This is a genomic window from Pseudobutyrivibrio sp. ACV-2 (assembly GCF_900107545.1).
GTDB lineage: Bacteria > Bacillota > Clostridia > Lachnospirales > Lachnospiraceae > Pseudobutyrivibrio.
Map to the genome: position 1 here is coordinate 134,276 of NZ_FNQZ01000009.1, position 17,582 is coordinate 151,857.

General features: G+C 39.4%; 13 protein-coding genes. 2 read left to right on the top strand and 11 right to left on the bottom strand.

Annotated elements, in window-relative coordinates; genetic code table 11:
* Positions 1-9: 9 nt before the first annotated feature.
* The 11 genes from BLV53_RS11045 to BLV53_RS11095 form a co-directional block, all read right to left on the bottom strand.
* On the bottom strand, positions 10-813 hold the full coding sequence (locus tag BLV53_RS11045) for an ABC transporter ATP-binding protein (RefSeq protein WP_090300811.1): 804 nt from the start codon (positions 811-813) through the stop codon (positions 10-12).
* A gap of 6 nt (positions 814-819) precedes the next feature.
* Complete coding sequence (locus tag BLV53_RS11050) at positions 820-2,391, bottom strand: ABC transporter substrate-binding protein (protein WP_090300814.1); 1,572 nt, start codon at positions 2,389-2,391, stop codon at positions 820-822.
* A 24-nt stretch (positions 2,392-2,415) separates the two neighbouring features.
* Positions 2,416-3,243: a nickel transporter permease gene (gene nikC, locus BLV53_RS11055; RefSeq protein ID WP_090300816.1), complete on the bottom strand. Its 828-nt coding sequence runs from the start codon at positions 3,241-3,243 to the stop codon at positions 2,416-2,418.
* Positions 3,244-4,179, bottom strand: coding sequence for a nickel ABC transporter permease (gene nikB, locus BLV53_RS11060; RefSeq protein ID WP_242879088.1), 936 nt, complete (start codon positions 4,177-4,179; stop codon positions 3,244-3,246).
* Positions 4,180-4,306: 127 nt separating this feature from the next.
* Positions 4,307-6,004 carry an ABC transporter ATP-binding protein gene (locus BLV53_RS11065; protein ID WP_090300819.1) on the bottom strand — a complete coding sequence of 566 codons (1,698 nt, stop codon included), beginning with the start codon at positions 6,002-6,004 and terminating at the stop codon, positions 4,307-4,309.
* The gene (locus tag BLV53_RS11070; protein ID WP_090300821.1) at positions 6,004-7,743 is read right to left on the bottom strand and encodes an ABC transporter ATP-binding protein/permease; all 1,740 of its coding nucleotides are present in this window, start codon (positions 7,741-7,743) and stop codon (positions 6,004-6,006) included. Before BLV53_RS11070 ends, BLV53_RS11065 begins: the two co-directional genes overlap by 1 nt.
* 158 nt (positions 7,744-7,901) lie before the next feature.
* On the bottom strand, positions 7,902-9,410 hold the full coding sequence (locus BLV53_RS11075) for a hypothetical protein (protein ID WP_090300823.1): 1,509 nt from the start codon (positions 9,408-9,410) through the stop codon (positions 7,902-7,904).
* A gap of 337 nt (positions 9,411-9,747) precedes the next feature.
* A complete protein-coding gene (locus tag BLV53_RS11080) occupies positions 9,748-11,424 on the bottom strand; it encodes a glycoside hydrolase family 25 protein (protein ID WP_090300825.1) in 1,677 nt (558 codons plus the stop codon).
* A gap of 106 nt (positions 11,425-11,530) precedes the next feature.
* Positions 11,531-12,787, bottom strand: a complete 1,257-nt coding sequence (locus BLV53_RS11085) for an ABC transporter permease (RefSeq protein ID WP_090300827.1) — start codon at positions 12,785-12,787, stop codon at positions 11,531-11,533.
* Positions 12,784-13,512 carry an ABC transporter ATP-binding protein gene (locus BLV53_RS11090; RefSeq protein ID WP_334292410.1) on the bottom strand — a complete coding sequence of 243 codons (729 nt, stop codon included), beginning with the start codon at positions 13,510-13,512 and terminating at the stop codon, positions 12,784-12,786. Before BLV53_RS11090 ends, BLV53_RS11085 begins: the two co-directional genes overlap by 4 nt.
* Complete coding sequence (locus BLV53_RS11095) at positions 13,490-15,268, bottom strand: permuted SH3 domain-containing protein (protein WP_090300831.1); 1,779 nt, start codon at positions 15,266-15,268, stop codon at positions 13,490-13,492. Before BLV53_RS11095 ends, BLV53_RS11090 begins: the two co-directional genes overlap by 23 nt.
* Positions 15,269-15,464: 196 nt before the next feature.
* On the opposite strand from BLV53_RS11095, the gene BLV53_RS11100 reads away from it, so the two are divergent.
* Both BLV53_RS11100 and BLV53_RS11105 read left to right on the top strand, forming a co-directional pair.
* The gene (locus BLV53_RS11100; RefSeq protein WP_090300833.1) at positions 15,465-16,175 is read left to right on the top strand and encodes a response regulator transcription factor; all 711 of its coding nucleotides are present in this window, start codon (positions 15,465-15,467) and stop codon (positions 16,173-16,175) included.
* Positions 16,172-17,539 carry a sensor histidine kinase gene (locus tag BLV53_RS11105; protein ID WP_090300835.1) on the top strand — a complete coding sequence of 456 codons (1,368 nt, stop codon included), beginning with the start codon at positions 16,172-16,174 and terminating at the stop codon, positions 17,537-17,539. The genes BLV53_RS11100 and BLV53_RS11105 overlap by 4 nt, the downstream gene beginning before the upstream one ends.
* Positions 17,540-17,582 lie beyond the last annotated feature (43 nt).

Here is a 17,582-nt window from a genome sequence, read left to right on the forward strand (position 1 = left end):
AATAATACTTTATTTAGCTGCCATGTGCCACAGCTGCTTTCCTCGAAGGCTCCTTGTACAATGGATTAAATGTTTGGTGTAATCATTTTGTGGATTATTAATTACCTCTTTCGCATTTCCATACTCCCTGATTATACCATCCTTCAGCACCAGCACATTGTCACATATGGACTCCACTATATCGATATCATGTGTTACAAATATCACAGAGGTTCCCATATCATATAGCTTTATCAGCTCCATAATAACCTGATTTCTAGATATATTATCAAGAGCACTTGTTGCCTCATCTGATAATAGTATTTCCGGTTTCATAATCATTGTCAGAGCCACCGAAACTCTTTGATTCATTCCACCTGACAGTTCAAATGGATAGCTCTTCCACACCTTTTCAGGATCTCTGAAGTTCAGATTGTCAAAAAGCTCTAAAGCCTTTTCTTTTGCTTCTGATTTGTTAATCTTGCTATGGGCCTTCAGACTCTCTAGCATTTGATCCCCTATTGTGCGGATGGGACAAAGAGCTGCGCCAGGGTCCTGAAAAATCATTCCGATTTTGCTGCCTCGGATAGCTCTCATTTTAGATTCCTTAAGAGCCAAAAGATTTGTATCTCTATAGCAGATTTCACCTTTTGAGACATATCCTGAAGAATTTAAAAGTCCCATGGCAGATTTTATTATTGTGCTTTTCCCGCTACCGGATTCCCCTACCAGTCCAAGGATTTCACCTTCGTGTAAATCAAAAGTGATATCCCTGGCAACTGGTTTGGAGCCATATGTAATTTCTACATCTTTAAATGAAAGAATAGGAGTCATAAAAAATTATTCTATATCTAAATCCGCTGTAATCTCATAATAGTCACAAGGCCATGCCTTAAGACCGGTTAAGTTTGATTTGCTAATCATGCTCATTCTAAGGAATGAACAGAATATAAATGCATTATCATCAAGAATTTCCTGCTGCATCTCAACTGCAATATCGCCGCGTTTTTTTACATCATAGGTAGCATTCATTTCATCTGCAAGAGTCTGAATATTATCACTATGATATCCACCGCGGTTCTTTGACGAAGTATCCAGGCAATGTGTTGTAAAGAAGTACATTGGGTCGCCAATTCCGCAGGTTACAAATGCTGCTGCATATACATCCCAGCCATCCTTTTCAGCTACGATTGTTCCGTGGTCAGCTGTGACATTCAACTGAACATCAATACCAATATCCTTAAGTGTTGCCTGAGCACTCTCTGCAAGAAGTGGTAGCTCCTGTCGGCTAGGATAGCTTATCCATCTGATGGTAAGTGTCTGTCCATCCTTTTCACGAATGCCATCCCCATCACTATCAACCCATCCTGCATCCTCAAGGACTTTTTTTGCACCTTCAGGATCATAGCTTTCAGATTTTACATTCTGACCACCAAAACTAAATGTCTCTGGGAATGCACCCTTTCCTACATAACCATATCCATTTAATAACGTATTTACGAATCCCTCTTTGTCAATTCCCATCGCAATGGCCTTACGAACTGCGTCATCCTTGATTACAGGTGAGTTATAGTTCATCTGACAATAGAAGGCACGGCTGGTAGCTGTTGATGTAAACACGAAATCATCGTTTTCAAAAAGTGGATAGCTGGCATATGCCATACCGTAGGCTGCATCAATATCACCATTTTGAAGGGCAAGCGCCAGTGTGTCGCCATCGCTAATAGTGATAACCTTTACCTCATCAAGCTTTACATCACCATTCCAATAATTCTCATTTTTCACAAGATTTACATGGTCATCAGTCACAACCTCAGTAGCGACAAACGGACCTGTTCCAACTACTACGCCGTTTTCCTCTGAAGATTCCTCGTCGATAATACATCCATATGGATCACAGAGATAGTTGATTAAAGTAGGCTTTGTTGAATTTGTTGTGATGGTAAGCACATTGCCGTCCGCCTCCATTGAAGCGATATCAAGGTCTCCTGCAGCCCTTTCATGAACCTCTACCAGATGCTCGAAGCAATCCTTTACAGCCTGCGCATCACAAGTCTTTCCGTTTGAAAATGTAACACCATCCTTGATTGTGATTTTCCAGGTGTTATCGTCTATGTTTTCATAGCTTTCTGCTACCCATGGTTCAAGCTCCATGTTTTCGGAAAATTTAAACAGAGTCTCGCCTACACCATAGCGGACGCATGGCCATCCACAGTATGTATCATGTGGATTGATGTTGGCCTCTTCATTCTCAGCATTAAATGTAGTGTCGCCAAATATAAGGACCTTTTTGCCTGTGTCAGCATTTTCATCTTTTTTAGATTCTTCATTTGCTACGCCGCATCCAGTCATCACTGACATGCCCATCAATGTGGCAAGAACCAGGGCCGTCATTTTCTTTGTAATATTCATATATAGTCTCCTCTAATCTATTAATTAATCAACCATTTTAGGGTCGATATAATCTCTGATTGTATCCCCTAAAAGGTTAAAAACTACCACTGAAATGAAAATAGCAATTCCAGGTGAGAGTACTACCCATGGATAAGTTTGCAGCATGCTTCGACCATTGCTCATCATGCTGCCCCACTCTGCTATTGGAGGCTGTGCTCCAAGTCCTAAAAATGAAAGTCCTGCAAGCTCCATCATCATAGTTCCTATATCAAGCATAGCCGTTACAAGGATTGGTCCTGCGATGTTCGGAATGATGTGTTTAAAAATGATATACACAGAACTTCCACCAGTCACCTGTGCAGCCTGTACAAAATCCGTGCCCTTGATAGATAGGGTGCTACTTCTGGCCACTCTTGAGTACTTTGGCCAGCTAATAACAGCCAGTGCCAGCACTGCATTTAAAATTCCACCACCAAGTATTGCCGCAACTGCCAGGGCAAATACCAAACCTGGAAATGCCAGGCATAAATCGGAAATTCTCATCATTATAGAATCAATAAGCCCTCCAAAATAGCCGCATATTGTTCCTATAAGTGTGCCGATTCCGGCAATGATTCCTACCAGGGCCAGTGTCGATAGGATACTTGCTCTGGAGCCCATTATCACTCTGGAAAACATATCTCTTCCATATGCATCTGTTCCCATAATGTGGGATAAACCAGGAGCACTGTAAGCCAAATTCAGATCCTGCTGATAAGGATCAAATGGACAAAGCTTATCAGCAAAAATAGCACTTAGCACCAGCATCAAAGCTAATATCGTAAATACGATAATTCTGATTTTAATATTTCTATTTACATTTCTACCCATCTATCGCTCCTCCAATCTGATTCTTGGATCAAGCAATCTGTAGGATAAATCTGTAACTAAATTTACAGAGATGTAAATGATCGCCATCCACATAACGTAAGCTTGGATGATAGGGTAATCACGCATATTTATAGCATCCACCGCAAGCTTGCCTACGCCATCCCACATAAATATGGATTCTACAATGGCAGTTCCTCCAAGCAGGCTTCCTATAGAAAGAGCAAGTAAAGTAATAATGGTCACAAGTGACGCTCTCATTACACTAAACCACAGCGTGGCTGAAAATCTTACTCCCCTGGCCTTTGCCCCTATTATGTAATCTTTGGATAGCTCATCCAAAACTGTTGCTCTCACCTGCCTTAAATATTTGGCGCTCATAGCGATGGCCAGCGTGATAGCAGGCATTGCTACAGTAGAAAGACTTGCGTCCTTTGATATGATTGGAAATAGCTTCAGCTTTATTCCAAGGACATACATCAGCAACAGTGAAACAAAAAAGTTTGGCATGCTGTTTCCTAAAAAACTAAAAAAACGAATAAAATAATCTAAAAACTTATTCTGATTTATAGCTGCCACTACTCCCAATGGAATAGATATAATTACCGTCAGAAATATTGAAACCACAGTAAGAAATAGTGTAGCTGGGAGTTTTTCGATGAAAGTGTCAAATACATTTTTACCTGACACATAACTCTCACCCATATCTCCATGTAAAAGCTTTGTCAGCCAGATGCCATATTGTACTAAAAATGGCTTATCAAGACCCAACTGCGCTTTTGCTGCATTCAGCTGTGCTTCAGATACTACCTGACCCGTATTCAGCATCTTTTGTTCTACCACGTCGGAGCCAGCAATTCTCATCATTGCAAAACTTAAAAATGTTATGGCAAACAATATTGGTATTAATTGCAGAAGCCTCTTAATTACAAATTTCAATCTATATTGTCCTCTTATTTTAACATTTCAGGAAACCATATTATACCATATGAGTTTCGCATGTATTATATTTTGTTTATTCAAAAAGTAAAAGCATGTATTCCATTTTGGAATACATGCCCTAATTTTAGAAATCTATTATTTTATTTGCGATTCTCATTGTAGAATTTCTGTGGGATACAATTAAAAGGGTCTTAGAAGCCCCTTCCTCCTTAAGCGCCTTTAATATCATAGCCTCATTTAGCGCATCTAATGAGCTGGTAGGTTCATCTAAAAACATAATTGGAGCATCATGCAAAAAAGCTCTTGCTATTCCAATCCTTTGCTTTTCACCACCTGATAATGTGCTTCCCATCTCACCTACCATGGTGTCATATCCTTTTGGCAGGCTCATAATAAAATTATGTATATTTGCCTTTTTGGCAGCCTCCTGAATTTCATCCAATGAGGCATCTGGCCTTCCATAGGCTATATTTTTAGCTATTGTATCATGGCAAATCCAGGTTTCCTGTGTGACATAAGACTGATTAGCTCGAAGTGAACTTGTATTAACTGATTTAATATCCACTCCCTTTACATTTTTATCGGCTAAAACTATTTTGCCCTGGTCAACATCCCAAAATCTCATTAAAAGACGAATAAATGTAGACTTACCACAGCCACTAGGCCCATGAATTCCTATCACTTTTCCCCTTGGAATGGACACGTCCATGTTTGTTAAAACCTTCTTGTCATCATACCCAAAGGATATTTTGCTGGCTTGTATCAAAGTAGTACTTGTATCACTGATAACATAATCAACACCATCTGTTTTTTCAGGCACTCTAGGTTCCTCATCCAAAAGACTAAGCACACGCTTTCCACATGCCAATGTCTGATTAAGATTATTTGACAATGATGACAGTGCAATCACAGGACCAAAAGAACTCATTGTTGCTATTACAGCAGTCAATGCCTGTTCTAACTGTTCTAAATCCGCCCCACCACCTTTTAAATCAAAAACCATTACAATCAAAACTAAAATGGAACAGCCCTGAACCACAAGCTGCGTCAAAGTACGCTGATTTTTCTCGTAAGTCTTAAGCTCCTCTCCCGATACCTCCAATGACTCCGCCCATTCGTCCAACTCTTTTGCAACCGCTTTACTATTATGATATTGAAGTGTATCAAGTAAGCCGTAGATAGAACTCAATAAAAAGCTATTTAGCTCTCCAAAATCATTCCTGTAATCCTGACCTGAATCAAAACTGTTCTTCTCATTTGAAACAGGAATAACAGCCCCCACTAAAATATATCCTCCAAGAACTATAATTCCAGCCAGCCAGGATTGAACACCTATATACACTGTCATTACTACAGACACGACAACAGCAATAACAACAGGGGATACCGTGTGGGCAAAGAACACCTCCAGTAATTCGATGTCAGTGGTAATCATTGAAATAAGATTGCCCTTCTCTCTTCCTTCCAGTTTTGCAGGACAAAGCTCTCTTAATTTTCCAAATACCTTGTTTCTAATTAAAGCAAGAAGTCTAAATGCTATGTAATGATTGCAGTATTGCTCTGCATAATGAAAGATACCTCTTAGTATGGCTACAGCAATCAATAATTTTATAGGCAAACCAGTATTGCCCAAAAACGGGTTTTGATTTGTAGCCAACGCCTGTATAACGCCCTTTACACCAAGGATTGGTACAAATATGGCACACAAATTGCCAAGTGTTCCAAGTATGATTCCAAAAATCATAATCCTTAGCAAAGGTCTTACAAGCTCTAAAAGGCGCATCATTACATTAAAAGATGAATAACTTTTTTCTTCCTCCATTATCTACTCACCCCCTTGTATTCTTCGAGCGCCCTCTGAGCCTTAAACAGTTTTGCATATCCGTGATTGCGTGGTAACAATTCCCGATGTGTACCATGCTCTATTATTTTTCCATCTGCTAGAAGAATAATATCGTTGCAATCGACAACATTTGCCAGTCTATGGGAAATCAATATAATAGTCTTTCCTTTATCCTTTGACAGCTTTTTTATTACTGCCATCATAATTGCTTCCGACTCCATATCAATATTGCTAGTAGCCTCATCAAAAATATAGATAGGACTATTCTTTAGGAGAGCTCTTGCAAAAGCAAGACGTTGCCTTTGTCCACCTGAGAGATTACTTCCACCTTCATTTATTACTAAATCCAGGCCCCCTATATCTTTAAATTCCTCCCAAAGATTTACAATAGTCAGAGCGGAAATCAGTTTTTTATCCTCAAGCTTGTCACCCGCAAGTAACAGATTGTCTCTGACTGTTCCAGGGAAAATGTAACTATCGAGAGAAACTGTTGTAACCATTTCTAATAAAGACTCTTCAGAAATAAGACTTAGCTCAGTTCCATTTATCTTTATTGAGCCATTGTAGCCTTTCACCTGCATTCCAATCAGCTTTGCAATGGTACTCTTACCAGAACCTGACATTCCCACGATTGCCAGTATTTTTCCTGCAGGGACGTTAAAATACAGTTCACTTACTGTAGGATTATTATGATCATAACTATAGCTTACATTTGTAAAATTAATAGACATAGGTCCCTTTTGTAATACAGTTACACCTTGCCTTGGCTCACCTAAATCCAAAAAATCAAACATTTTATCCGCAGCCTTCATGCCATTCATTCCTATGTGAAAATAAGAGCCAAGCAACCTCATTGGAAGGAAAAATTCTGCCGACAAAATTAAAAACATAATTGCATCAACAAGTGTCATACGACCTGCTGTCATTTGTGATATAGTCAAAATAAATCCTATGGCAGTTCCTCCGTAGGCTATTATATCCATGACTAAAGTACTATTGAGCTGCATAGAAAGAACCTTCATAGTAACATTCCTAAACTGCTCTGACTCATTTTCCATTTCCTTTGCTGCAAAGCCATCTGCCTGATATATCTTTAGTGTTGTCATTCCTGATAGCTTTTCTAGGAATGTATCACCAAGCTTATAATAAATTTTAAAATACTTATCTAAAACCCGCTTTGCAACTACCATTACAATCATGATTACAACAGGAATTAATGGAACAGTTATCAACAGTCCCATTGCTACTTTGTGATTTTTTCCACTTAAAAAAATGAATAATGTGATTGGTGCTATTATCGCATATGCGAATTGACTGAGATATTTTCCAAAATAGACTTCAAGCTGCTCTACACCCTCTCCCATCATCTGTGTAATAGAAGCAGATGATGTATAACTACGATATGAGCTTCCCAGAGCCAACAGCTTGTTATAGATTTTATTCCTCATGATACGTTTTATATCTACGCTGGCTTTAAAGGATGCCATCACATAGAGTCTGTCAAAAACGAGCCTGAGAATTATGCAGACTACTGCTATAAATAGAGAGAGTATTAGACCTTTGTTTGTTATATCATGCTGATATACCCCAGCTATTATTGTAGACACATACACTGCAAACCCTATCTGAGCCAGTAGTCCCAACCATTGCCAAAGCACTGCAAACAAGACATATCTTAGACTGTCTTGTGCCATTTTAATTAGCCTGAAATTAATCATGTCTTTTCCTCACAATCAGATTTCACTGTCCATTTGATTATAATACATAATTGTGAATTATTATTAGCAAAAAAAGCTAGCCATTTTCATGACTAGCCTTCTAAATTTAAATATCGATAACTTATTGTAAGTAACTTAGTAAAAATCCTTACAAACTTTTACTCTGCTTCTACCGTCTCTTCGATCTCAGATTCTACCTGTTCTGTCTCCTCAACAGCTTCTGTAGCCTCTTCTGACTCTGTCTCTGTCTTTAAAGCAGTTCCTTCGAAAACATAAGTTGCCTTATATTTAATTTCATCTCCAGATTTTACAACAGTTGTAACCTTTGCATCACCGTTCTCGTCAGCTCTAACATCAGCACTAATCTGGTAATCTGTCTCTTCTGTACCATACTCGTCTACTGACACTGGTGCATTATCCTCATAATGACCGTCAACATAGTTTGTCATCATCTTGTCATATGAGCTTTCACTATCAATTGGGTGATGGTAAACCATTTCTGGTTTCTCATAGTCAAATGTAACACCCTCAGAACCTATTACATTTCCACTTTCTGCTTCGAATACTGGGATGTCAGCATACTGCTCGCGCTCAATGATACTGTTAGCTTCTTCTACAGTAAAGATTACAACAGGAACAACTGCTACGATATCAGTGTACTGGATACCTTCAACATCACTTGTAAGGTTACGAACAAACTTTGGCTCATAGCCTTCACCATTTCTTAATACAAGGATGGCGCACTCCTTAACGCCGCCCTGGCCATTTGATACGTATACTCTGCCAAGTTCCTCAAAGTGTGGTTCCTCTACAACTGCTTCCTCTTTCTTCTCCTCTGAAGGATTCTCTGTCTCTGATGATGTCTCTTCCTCTGATGTTGCCTCTTCCTCAGCTACCTTTTCTGATGAGATTTTCTTTCCTGACTTTGGTGTAGCTGTATCCTTGATTACTACTGTCTCTTCCTTGTCAAATACAACTTCTGTAACTTCTTCTGAAACTGGTGTGTTTTCTGTTGTATTTTCTACTGTGTTTTCAGCTACATCTGTAGGAACAATAACATATGTCTCGTCACCAGAGTTTACTGTAGCTGCACCCTCATTTGTTACTGCATCAAATGCATTTGAAACTGTTGCAAAATCTGCTGTACCCATAAGATTTGAAGCTGCAAAAATGTCCACTGAAAGAAGCTGATTCTCATCAAAGAATGATACAACTGTAATTCCAGCTTCCTCGCATTTATCAATAGTGGTAAGGTCGCGTCCCTCTGACATTCCCTTGTTGTAGTAATGTGAATAGTACATAGGAATATCCTTACCATACTTATCCTTTACATCTGAATATGCGCTTGCATATGCTGATGGATCAAAATCATTCCAACCCTTTCTTCCCTCAAAAATACCGCACATAATGAAATGAGTGTAAAGAAGCTCTTCGTCTGTTCCAAGAGCCGCTACCACATCATCATACTTTTCAGCGTAGAACTTTGGATCAAAGTGAGCCTTTACGATAGCAAGCTGGCTATCTGTAAGACGACCATAACTAACCTGTGAAGGTGTCTTTGCCTGTGTGAAATCTGCTGCAGCCAATGCCTTCATAGATACAGAGCCTGCTGCTCCTGTAACAACTGCGACTGCTAGTGCCAATGCCATAATCTGTTTCTTTTTCATGATTATTCTCCTCGTATAACTTAAAATTCTGGAGCATTTCCATGAGCACACCACAAGAAGTCAAAAAAAGCCATTAATCCCACAAATATCCTGGACCAATGGCTTTATTAATCAATTGCTATTTAAAACTAGTATTACTTCCAAAGTGAATCATAGATATTGCCAATTCGTTATTCATTATAACGAGACAAATCTTGATTTACAATGAAATTGTTATACAAAATAACACTAAAAATATAAACTATATTTTGTTGATATCGTATATGCATTTTGATGAATATACGACGCGATTATAATTATCGAGTTATTATACTCTTTAAAATGGGCAGCTGCGCAATTATTCAACCACTTTTATATAACTACTAACGCAGTACAATACCTGTCCATTATATTCTATTCGCGACCAACCATATTCTGAGTTGTAACCGGTGCGAACTGCACTTGTTCCTGCATATAAGGTTGCAACAACTGTAGAATCCGCATCTGTAACACTTGGCTTTGAACGAAGATTCACCCTTTCCTTGGCAGTAATTACCTCATTACAATCTGTAAATTTGGTCTTAAAGCCTGGTGCTGCCTGAGGAGTTGCCTCTGCCGCTTCCTGCGTATCGGTCGCAGGAGCTGGCGCTGGTTCAGGACTTGCAGGCTGAGGTGCTGTCTCTGGCGCCTTGGCAGATAAATCAGTTGTTAGATAACTTGAAACAGCATAATATGTGGCACCATCATACACTACTCTCGACCATCCGCTATTACTGATACCAGTACGTGTAGCTGTCTGACCATTTGTCAATGTCACCTTAACTGTACTGTCGCTCCCCTGGCTTGGCTTGTCCCTGAGATTTGTTTTACTTTTAGCTGTGACAGTCTCGTTTGCATCAGTAAACTTCATCAAAGCCTCCACATCTGCTTGGGCTGTTTCTCGCTCAGAGGTATCCTTGGCAGCCTCTGTTCCGTTATAGCCAAAATACGCTACATCTACATCCACCTTCTTAGGGATTCCTGCCACTGTTCCCTGATTAGTGTACTGCCACATAGCATACTTAAAGGATGTGGCTGGGCCTGTAGCCAGATTTGAAGTGTCCTGGTTATACCATGCCATCCAGATTTTATAATTCTTCTGAATTTCAGAAGTATTCCACTTTGTATCTCCATTAAGCTCATTTCTTGAAGCATAGAAAATAGGTGTGTAGCCTTTCTTATATACTTCATTTAAAAATGCAATAGCAATACTGCTTCTTTCATCTTTAGTCAATCCAAACTGGCGGCTTGAGTTGTTCTCAAAGCCCTCACAGTTGTATCCAACAGGATATGTAATAGGGTATTTAGCGATATAGTTTGCTACCCAGTCAGCCTCTTCAATGGCCTCCTCTTTTGTCACCGCAGTTGAAAAGAAATAGGCACCGATTTTAATACCGTTTTTCTCAGCCTCCTGCATATTGTATTTTGCATTAGAATCAGCCTTGATTTCGCCAGTACCTTTATCTCTATAGCCCACTCGCACCATGGCAAAATTGATGCCACTGCTTGCTGCCTGAGCCCAATCTATAGTGCCCTGAAATTTGGAAACATCTATTCCATAGGTGATAGAAGCATTCTCACCTACACTGCTGGCACTAACTACTTGGGCCACATCCACTGTAGCTCCCTTTTCAGCGCCAGTTGCAGCACCTGGATCTGCAGAAGCGACATCATCTGACGTGTCATCTGTCTCCTCGGCCTCAGCTTCCTCAGTGTCTTCAACCACCTCAATCACCACATCATCTTCAGCTTCAGTATCCTTAGATTCCTCAGCAATCTGATTTTTGGCTTCAAGCTCTTCTGCGGCTATTTGGGTCTCATCGTTACCAGCGTTATGCTTCACCACAAAAACCACTGTTCCTACAAGCACAACAACAGCGGCAATAGATGCCGCTGCAATAATAATTTGCTTTTTACGTCTGTTTCTTCGATTTCTTCTTTTTCTACCTGAATGACTCACATAATTATGGTTCAGGCTATCATATTCTCCACTCATTATTCATTATTGACCTTCTTTCATATATTGCGGAAAGTCTTATCTCACCACTTTTTTATAATACCACATCATACTCAAATGTGTGCAAAATGTGAAGAAATATTATTTATTCATAACGTAATGCATCAATCGGGTTCATTTTGGCAGCGTGCTTGGCTGGGGAGTAGCCGAAGAACACGCCAATTGCCATTGAGAACCCTACAGACATATAGATACTTGCAATAGAAACATGTGGATTGTATCCCATAAAATGTACTGCTACATTTCCAAGGATCAGTCCCAAAACGATACCGATGATTCCTCCTATCAGACAGATGATAATAGCCTCACTGATGAATTGAAGCATAATCATACTGTCAGGTGCGCCAAGAGCTTTTCTTGTGCCTATTTCTCTGGTACGTTCTGTTATGGAAACCGTCATAATATTCATTACTCCGATTCCGCCTACAATAAGTGCAATGGCTGCAATCATGGAAATTGCCATTGTCATCTGATTCATGGTCTTTGTATTTTCTTCTATCATTGACTGGTTACTATAAGCACCCACTACAAACTTATCTCCAAGGCTATTTGCCATGGCATCTGTAAGATAATTTTTGATTTCCTCCGAAAGCTCAGTTGCATTTTCACCTTCTGCTGCAACTACTGTGCATTCATATATTTCTTCGTTGTGAGTGAAATTCCAGGCTGCCTTTAGCGGCAGATAAACATTTGTGGTAATGTTTTTATTTCCACCTCTTCCGCTACCACTTTCTTCATAATGGTATATTCCCACTACTGTTACATTTAAGTATTGCTCCCAGACATTGATTTCTATTTCTTTGCCTAAAAGATTTTCTGGCGCAAATTCTTTTCCATATAGCTGCTCCACAAATTTATCAGAAATAATTGCCACATTATTTCCCTGCTGGTAATCGTAACTGTTAAAGCTGTTTCCATTTATCAGCTTTACCTTATTTGCTTTATAATATCCTGCACTTGTGCCAAGAACATTTACATTTGCAGTTTTACCATCTCTTATCACCTTGCCACCATCTACATTTGCTTCCACAGATATTCCACTTATTTTCTTTTCAAATTTCTGAGAAAGTCTATGGAGCACCTCTGGCTTCAACTGCATGTTTTGCATATCTGCATCAGATAGCTCTGCATTCCAGTCGATAGGGTTGACGTAGATAGATATATTTTGAACGCCAAAGCCTTCTAACTGTTTTTGCACATCTGCGGTCATGGAGTTACCCACAGTCATGATAGCAATTACCGCACATACACCAATGATGATTCCAAGCATCGTTAGAAAGGCACGCATCTTATTTGCTTTGATACTTATGATAGCAAGCTTACAATTTTCCTTTATCATCATGCCACGCCCTTTCCACCATTCGTTTTTTCAGAAACAATGTTTCCGTCACTGATAGTTATGATGCGTGGAGTCTCTGCTGCAAGCTCATTAGAGTGGGTGATTAGCACTATTGTCTTTCCCTGCTTTTCGTGAAGCTCATGAAATATATCCATCACCAAACGTCCCGTTTTAGAATCAAGGGCTCCTGTTGGCTCATCTGCCAAAATAATATCTGGATTATTTGCCATGGCTCTTGCTATGGCCACACGCTGCTTTTGTCCTCCGGAAAGCTCATCAGGTGTGTGATGCATTCGCTCACCCATTCCCACCATTTCAAGAAGCTCTATAGCACGCTGTCTTCTTTTTTTCTCAGGCACCCCTGCATAAAGCATAGGCATTTCCACATTTGCAATAGCATCAGTTCTGGCTATTAGATTGTAGGTCTGAAATACAAACCCTATATGCTTATTACGTAAATACGATAATGATTTATTAGGTGCCTTTGAAATATCTACACCATCCAAAATATACTGACCAGCGGTCTGTCTGTCCAAAATTCCCAGTATGTTCATGAGAGTACTTTTACCGGAACCTGACTGTCCCACTATAGAAACAAACTCACCTTTTCTAATATCTAAATCTATTCCATGCAGTATTTCCAATTCATTTGGTGTTCCCACATAATAGCTTTTCTTTATGCCTCTAGCCTGTAACAAAATGTCATTACTCAAAATAGATACCTCCATCAGAGCCCATGTCGTCTAAAACTGCATCGGCGCTGCCATCTAATCCTGCTTCCACAATCACGTCCCCTTCTTTAAGAGAATCGTCCTTTATTTCTGTATAGAATTCGTCTGAAATTCCTGTAGTAACATTTACATTTTCTGTAGTACCATCTGCATTTTGAACTACTACATATTTGTTTCCATCAAAGTCTGTCTGAATGTCAGATGATGGTACAACAGTTGCATTCTTTGCCTCTGCAGTGATAAATGTCATTTTGGCTGTCATTCCAAGTCTAAGATTTTCATTGGTGTTATCTAATGTTACATCCACTCTGTAGGTAGCACGGCTTTTAGAAACTGATGCAGTTGTGGATGCGCCATCTGTAGTCTTTGAGCTGTTTTTTGTGGCGGTAGGTGATACAAATGAAACAGTGCCTTCTAGTATCTCATCCCCTGTGGCATCTGTCTTTATCTGCACCTTCTGGCCTACTGATACCTGTGGAATCTGTGCTTCATCAATATCTGCTGTAGCTTTTAAACTTGTAACATTATCAATAACCACTGCATCTGTTCCAGAATATGTCTGCCCCTTTACGATGTTTACATTAGTGACAGTTCCATCCTGGCTTGCGTAAACTACTGCTTTAGACAATTCCTCTTTTGACTTTGAAATCTCCTGCTTTGCAGATAGTGTGCTTGACTTTGCTGAAAGCTCGCTTGTCTTTGCAGATTGATATTGGTTGATAATGTTATTGTTGGCAGTGTTTTGAGTATTGTTTGCTGATGCTGTTGCAGAGTCCACTGCTCTTGCCGCTGTAGCTGCTCCATCCTTGGCAGTCTGTAAACTTTGCTCTGCAGACTGTCGTGAGCTTACTGCACTTTCGTAGGCTGTTTTCTTGCTTTCTCTATTTGCAATAGCATTAGACAAATCAGACTTGGCTTTTTCAAGCTCCGCCTTTTTGTTATTTAGGTTTTGTACCACTGCCTTGGCTTCTTCCGACTCTGAGTCCTGAACCTGTGCGCCAGCTGCTGCATCTACTTCCTTCTGCAAGCTATCTACTTTTGACTGTAGGGATGAAACTTCTGAACCAGCATTATCATAAGCTGATTTTGCTTCACTTTCTGCACGTCTGCTATTTTCAAGCTGTGTGTTGGCACTAGACTGATTTCTATCTGCAGCTGCTTTATCCTGCACTGCCTGATCTATTGATCTGTTTGCATCATTTACCTGAACGGCGCCACTTTGCTTTGCATCCTCTAAAGCCTTATCTGCATTCTGCTTAGCAATTGCATTTTGCTGATTTTGTAAATCAAGTGCCTGCTGCTGATATGAGAGAGTCTCCTGCATTGTTTTCATGTCAAGCTTGTAAAGTGGATCACCTTTTTTAACAACATCTCCTACCTTTACATACACTTCCTCAATAGGATAGCTGCCCGCAACTGTAGCAAACTGGCCACTCTCCTCTGCAGAAATGATTGTTCCTGTGGCAGATAAAGTTTTTTGAACATCCTGCTTTACTACAGATACTGTCGCCACTTCTTCCTCAGTTTCCTTGGCCTGAGCCATCATATAACGCACCCCAGACACTCCAGCAATTGCACTTATCAAAAGTGCTGCTGCAATCATAGCTGCAATAACTCTCTTATTAAATTTCTTTAAAAATCTTTCGTTTGACTCAGCTTCTTCATTGGCCAATTTTTCATCTATTTCATCATCAAAATACTCTTCTTCTTTTCCAAAAATATTTATCTTTTCAAGTACTTCTTTTAATTTCATTATTATTTCCTCCGTGAATTTCCCCTGCCACGATACCTATTATGCCAACCAACTCTTAAGAAACTCCTAAAGTAAATCTAAAGAAACCTTAAGAAACTTTATTTTCATATTTTGTGAAAATATTTGTGTTACTATACAGTCATAATAATGAACTGATAATGGCCAGATTGCCTTTCAAATAATAAAGAGGACATTTATGGGAAATCAAAAGATACTTGTCGTAGACGACAATGAAGAAATTAGAAATATTTTGCATATCCTTCTTGAAAGCGAGGGCTACTCCATTATAGAAGCTCCCGACGGGGATACTGCCCTGACACTTGTTGATGACAGCATAGATTTAATCATTCTTGATATTATGATGCCAGGCATCTCCGGTCTTGATGTGTGTAAAAAAATAAGAGAAAACTACCAAATGCCTATCCTTTTTCTTACCGCAAAGGGCACCGATTCCGACAAATCATTTGGACTTCTTATAGGTGCAGATGATTATCTTACAAAACCTTTTTCACATAGCGAGCTTACAGCCAGAGTTAAATCAATGCTTCGCCGCTACTACGTATATAAAGGAAAAGACACCGCTACAAATGATAGCTATTTCATCCATGATGTGTTTAAAGTAGCAAAAGACAGAAATGAAGTCTTTATGACATCTTCCACCGGCGAGGATACACCTATAGATCTATCAGAACTAGAATATCAGATTTTAAAGCTTTTAATCGAAAGCCCGGGACGAGTTTTTCCTGCTCAGCTCATTTACGAATCCATTTGGAACGAGCCATATTTTTACAGCTCAAACGCCACAATCATGGTTCATATCAGAAATCTTAGAACAAAAATCGAGGACGATCCTTCAAAGCCAACCCACCTGCTTACCGTATGGGGAAAGGGATATAAATTACAATGAAAAAAATCAAAGCATTCTTTTCCAAATCCTTATACCTGGAGCTTTGGCTTTGTATTATAGAAGCCCTCGTTCTAGGTGTTCTTTTATATACCTTAGCGGATAAACTAAATTCCAGGGTGGTGGATTCCACCTGGGTAAAGTCCAACTATGTACCCACCCGGACAGAGCAATATATTAACGAATTGCAAGCCTATATAAATGAAAATAATCTCTCATCCTCTGACCAGCTTGAGATATTTTATTGGTATAAAAGACACCCACTATTTTACTTTTACATAGAAAAAGACGGCAAAATCATCTACAACTACTATGCGGATTACACCGCTGATGACGCTGCCACAATAAAAGAATACGACAAAGAATTAGAAGAAAATTCCTATCTGGACTACCTCTATACATTTACCTATACCATATCTCTTGCAGATGGAGAATGCACCCTTAGAGGCTTTGAGGATTTTCAGTATGAACTGTATAACATCCTTCAAAACACCAGCTTTTTCCTTTGTGCCGCCCTGGTAATCTTTATAATCACCATTCGTGTTCGCAAGAAAATTCATTATATCAATGATGTCACTTCCGGCATAAATATATTGGAAGCCGGTGACCTGAATTACAACATTCCTGTAAAAGGGAATGATGAGATTACCCACGTGGCAGAAAGCTTAAATTCTATGCGCATTGCTTTATCACAGCAGATGGAAAATGAAAAGAAGGCTCTTCAGGCCAACAATAGTCTGGTCACCGCACTATCCCACGATTTACGCACACCACTGACCACACAAATGGGATACCTTGAAATCCTAAAGGAACACAGATACAAGTCATCAGAGGAAATGGATAAATATTTGAATACTGCCCTTGATACCTGCCATCAGATTAAGGAAATGTCTGATAGGCTATTTGAATATTTTCTGGCCTTTGATCCAAATCCAAAGAGGTCTGAAGATGCTTTGGAGGAACTTGGAGGTATGGACTTTTTCATGCAGATCATTTCCGAATTCACTCCTCCACTTACCGACCAGGGCTTCAAATTCGATTATAATATGCCATCTTCCGACTTCCTGATAAATGTAAACGTGGATGACATCTTAAGGATTTTCAATAACGTATTTACGAATATTGATAAGTACGCTGATGAAACCTATCCTGTCGAAATCGGTTTTGATGCTAATGATGATTATGCCCTTGTCTCATTTACGAATAAAATCCGTACTACCCCACGAAAAAATGAGAGTGCTAAAATTGGCCTTATAAGCATATCAAGTCTCATGAAACGACAAGGTGGTTCAAGCAAAACCTACATCACAGATGACACATTTACAGTTGAATTAATTTTTCCTGCCAAACCAACTCCATCCCTGTGATATTTATGTGATAAGTCCTCTGATAATATCTTCTCATAAACAG

Bases quoted from the DNA above. Each gene is read 5' to 3' on its own strand.
- BLV53_RS11070 (WP_090300821.1), bottom strand. From the start codon at position 7,743: ATGATTAATTTCAGGCTAATTAAAATGGCACAAGACAGTCTAAGATAT.
- nikC (WP_090300816.1), bottom strand. From the start codon at position 3,243: ATGGGTAGAAATGTAAATAGAAATATTAAAATCAGAATTATCGTATTT.
- BLV53_RS11065 (WP_090300819.1), bottom strand. From the start codon at position 6,004: ATGGAGGAAGAAAAAAGTTATTCATCTTTTAATGTAATGATGCGCCTT.
- BLV53_RS11045 (WP_090300811.1), bottom strand. From the start codon at position 813: ATGACTCCTATTCTTTCATTTAAAGATGTAGAAATTACATATGGCTCC.
- BLV53_RS11100 (WP_090300833.1), top strand. From the start codon at position 15,465: ATGGGAAATCAAAAGATACTTGTCGTAGACGACAATGAAGAAATTAGA.
- BLV53_RS11090 (WP_334292410.1), bottom strand. From the start codon at position 13,512: ATGGAGGTATCTATTTTGAGTAATGACATTTTGTTACAGGCTAGAGGC.
- BLV53_RS11050 (WP_090300814.1), bottom strand. From the start codon at position 2,391: ATGAATATTACAAAGAAAATGACGGCCCTGGTTCTTGCCACATTGATG.
- BLV53_RS11080 (WP_090300825.1), bottom strand. From the start codon at position 11,424: ATGAGTGGAGAATATGATAGCCTGAACCATAATTATGTGAGTCATTCA.
- BLV53_RS11105 (WP_090300835.1), top strand. From the start codon at position 16,172: ATGAAAAAAATCAAAGCATTCTTTTCCAAATCCTTATACCTGGAGCTT.
- BLV53_RS11085 (WP_090300827.1), bottom strand. From the start codon at position 12,787: ATGATGATAAAGGAAAATTGTAAGCTTGCTATCATAAGTATCAAAGCA.
- BLV53_RS11075 (WP_090300823.1), bottom strand. From the start codon at position 9,410: ATGAAAAAGAAACAGATTATGGCATTGGCACTAGCAGTCGCAGTTGTT.
- BLV53_RS11095 (WP_090300831.1), bottom strand. From the start codon at position 15,268: ATGAAATTAAAAGAAGTACTTGAAAAGATAAATATTTTTGGAAAAGAA.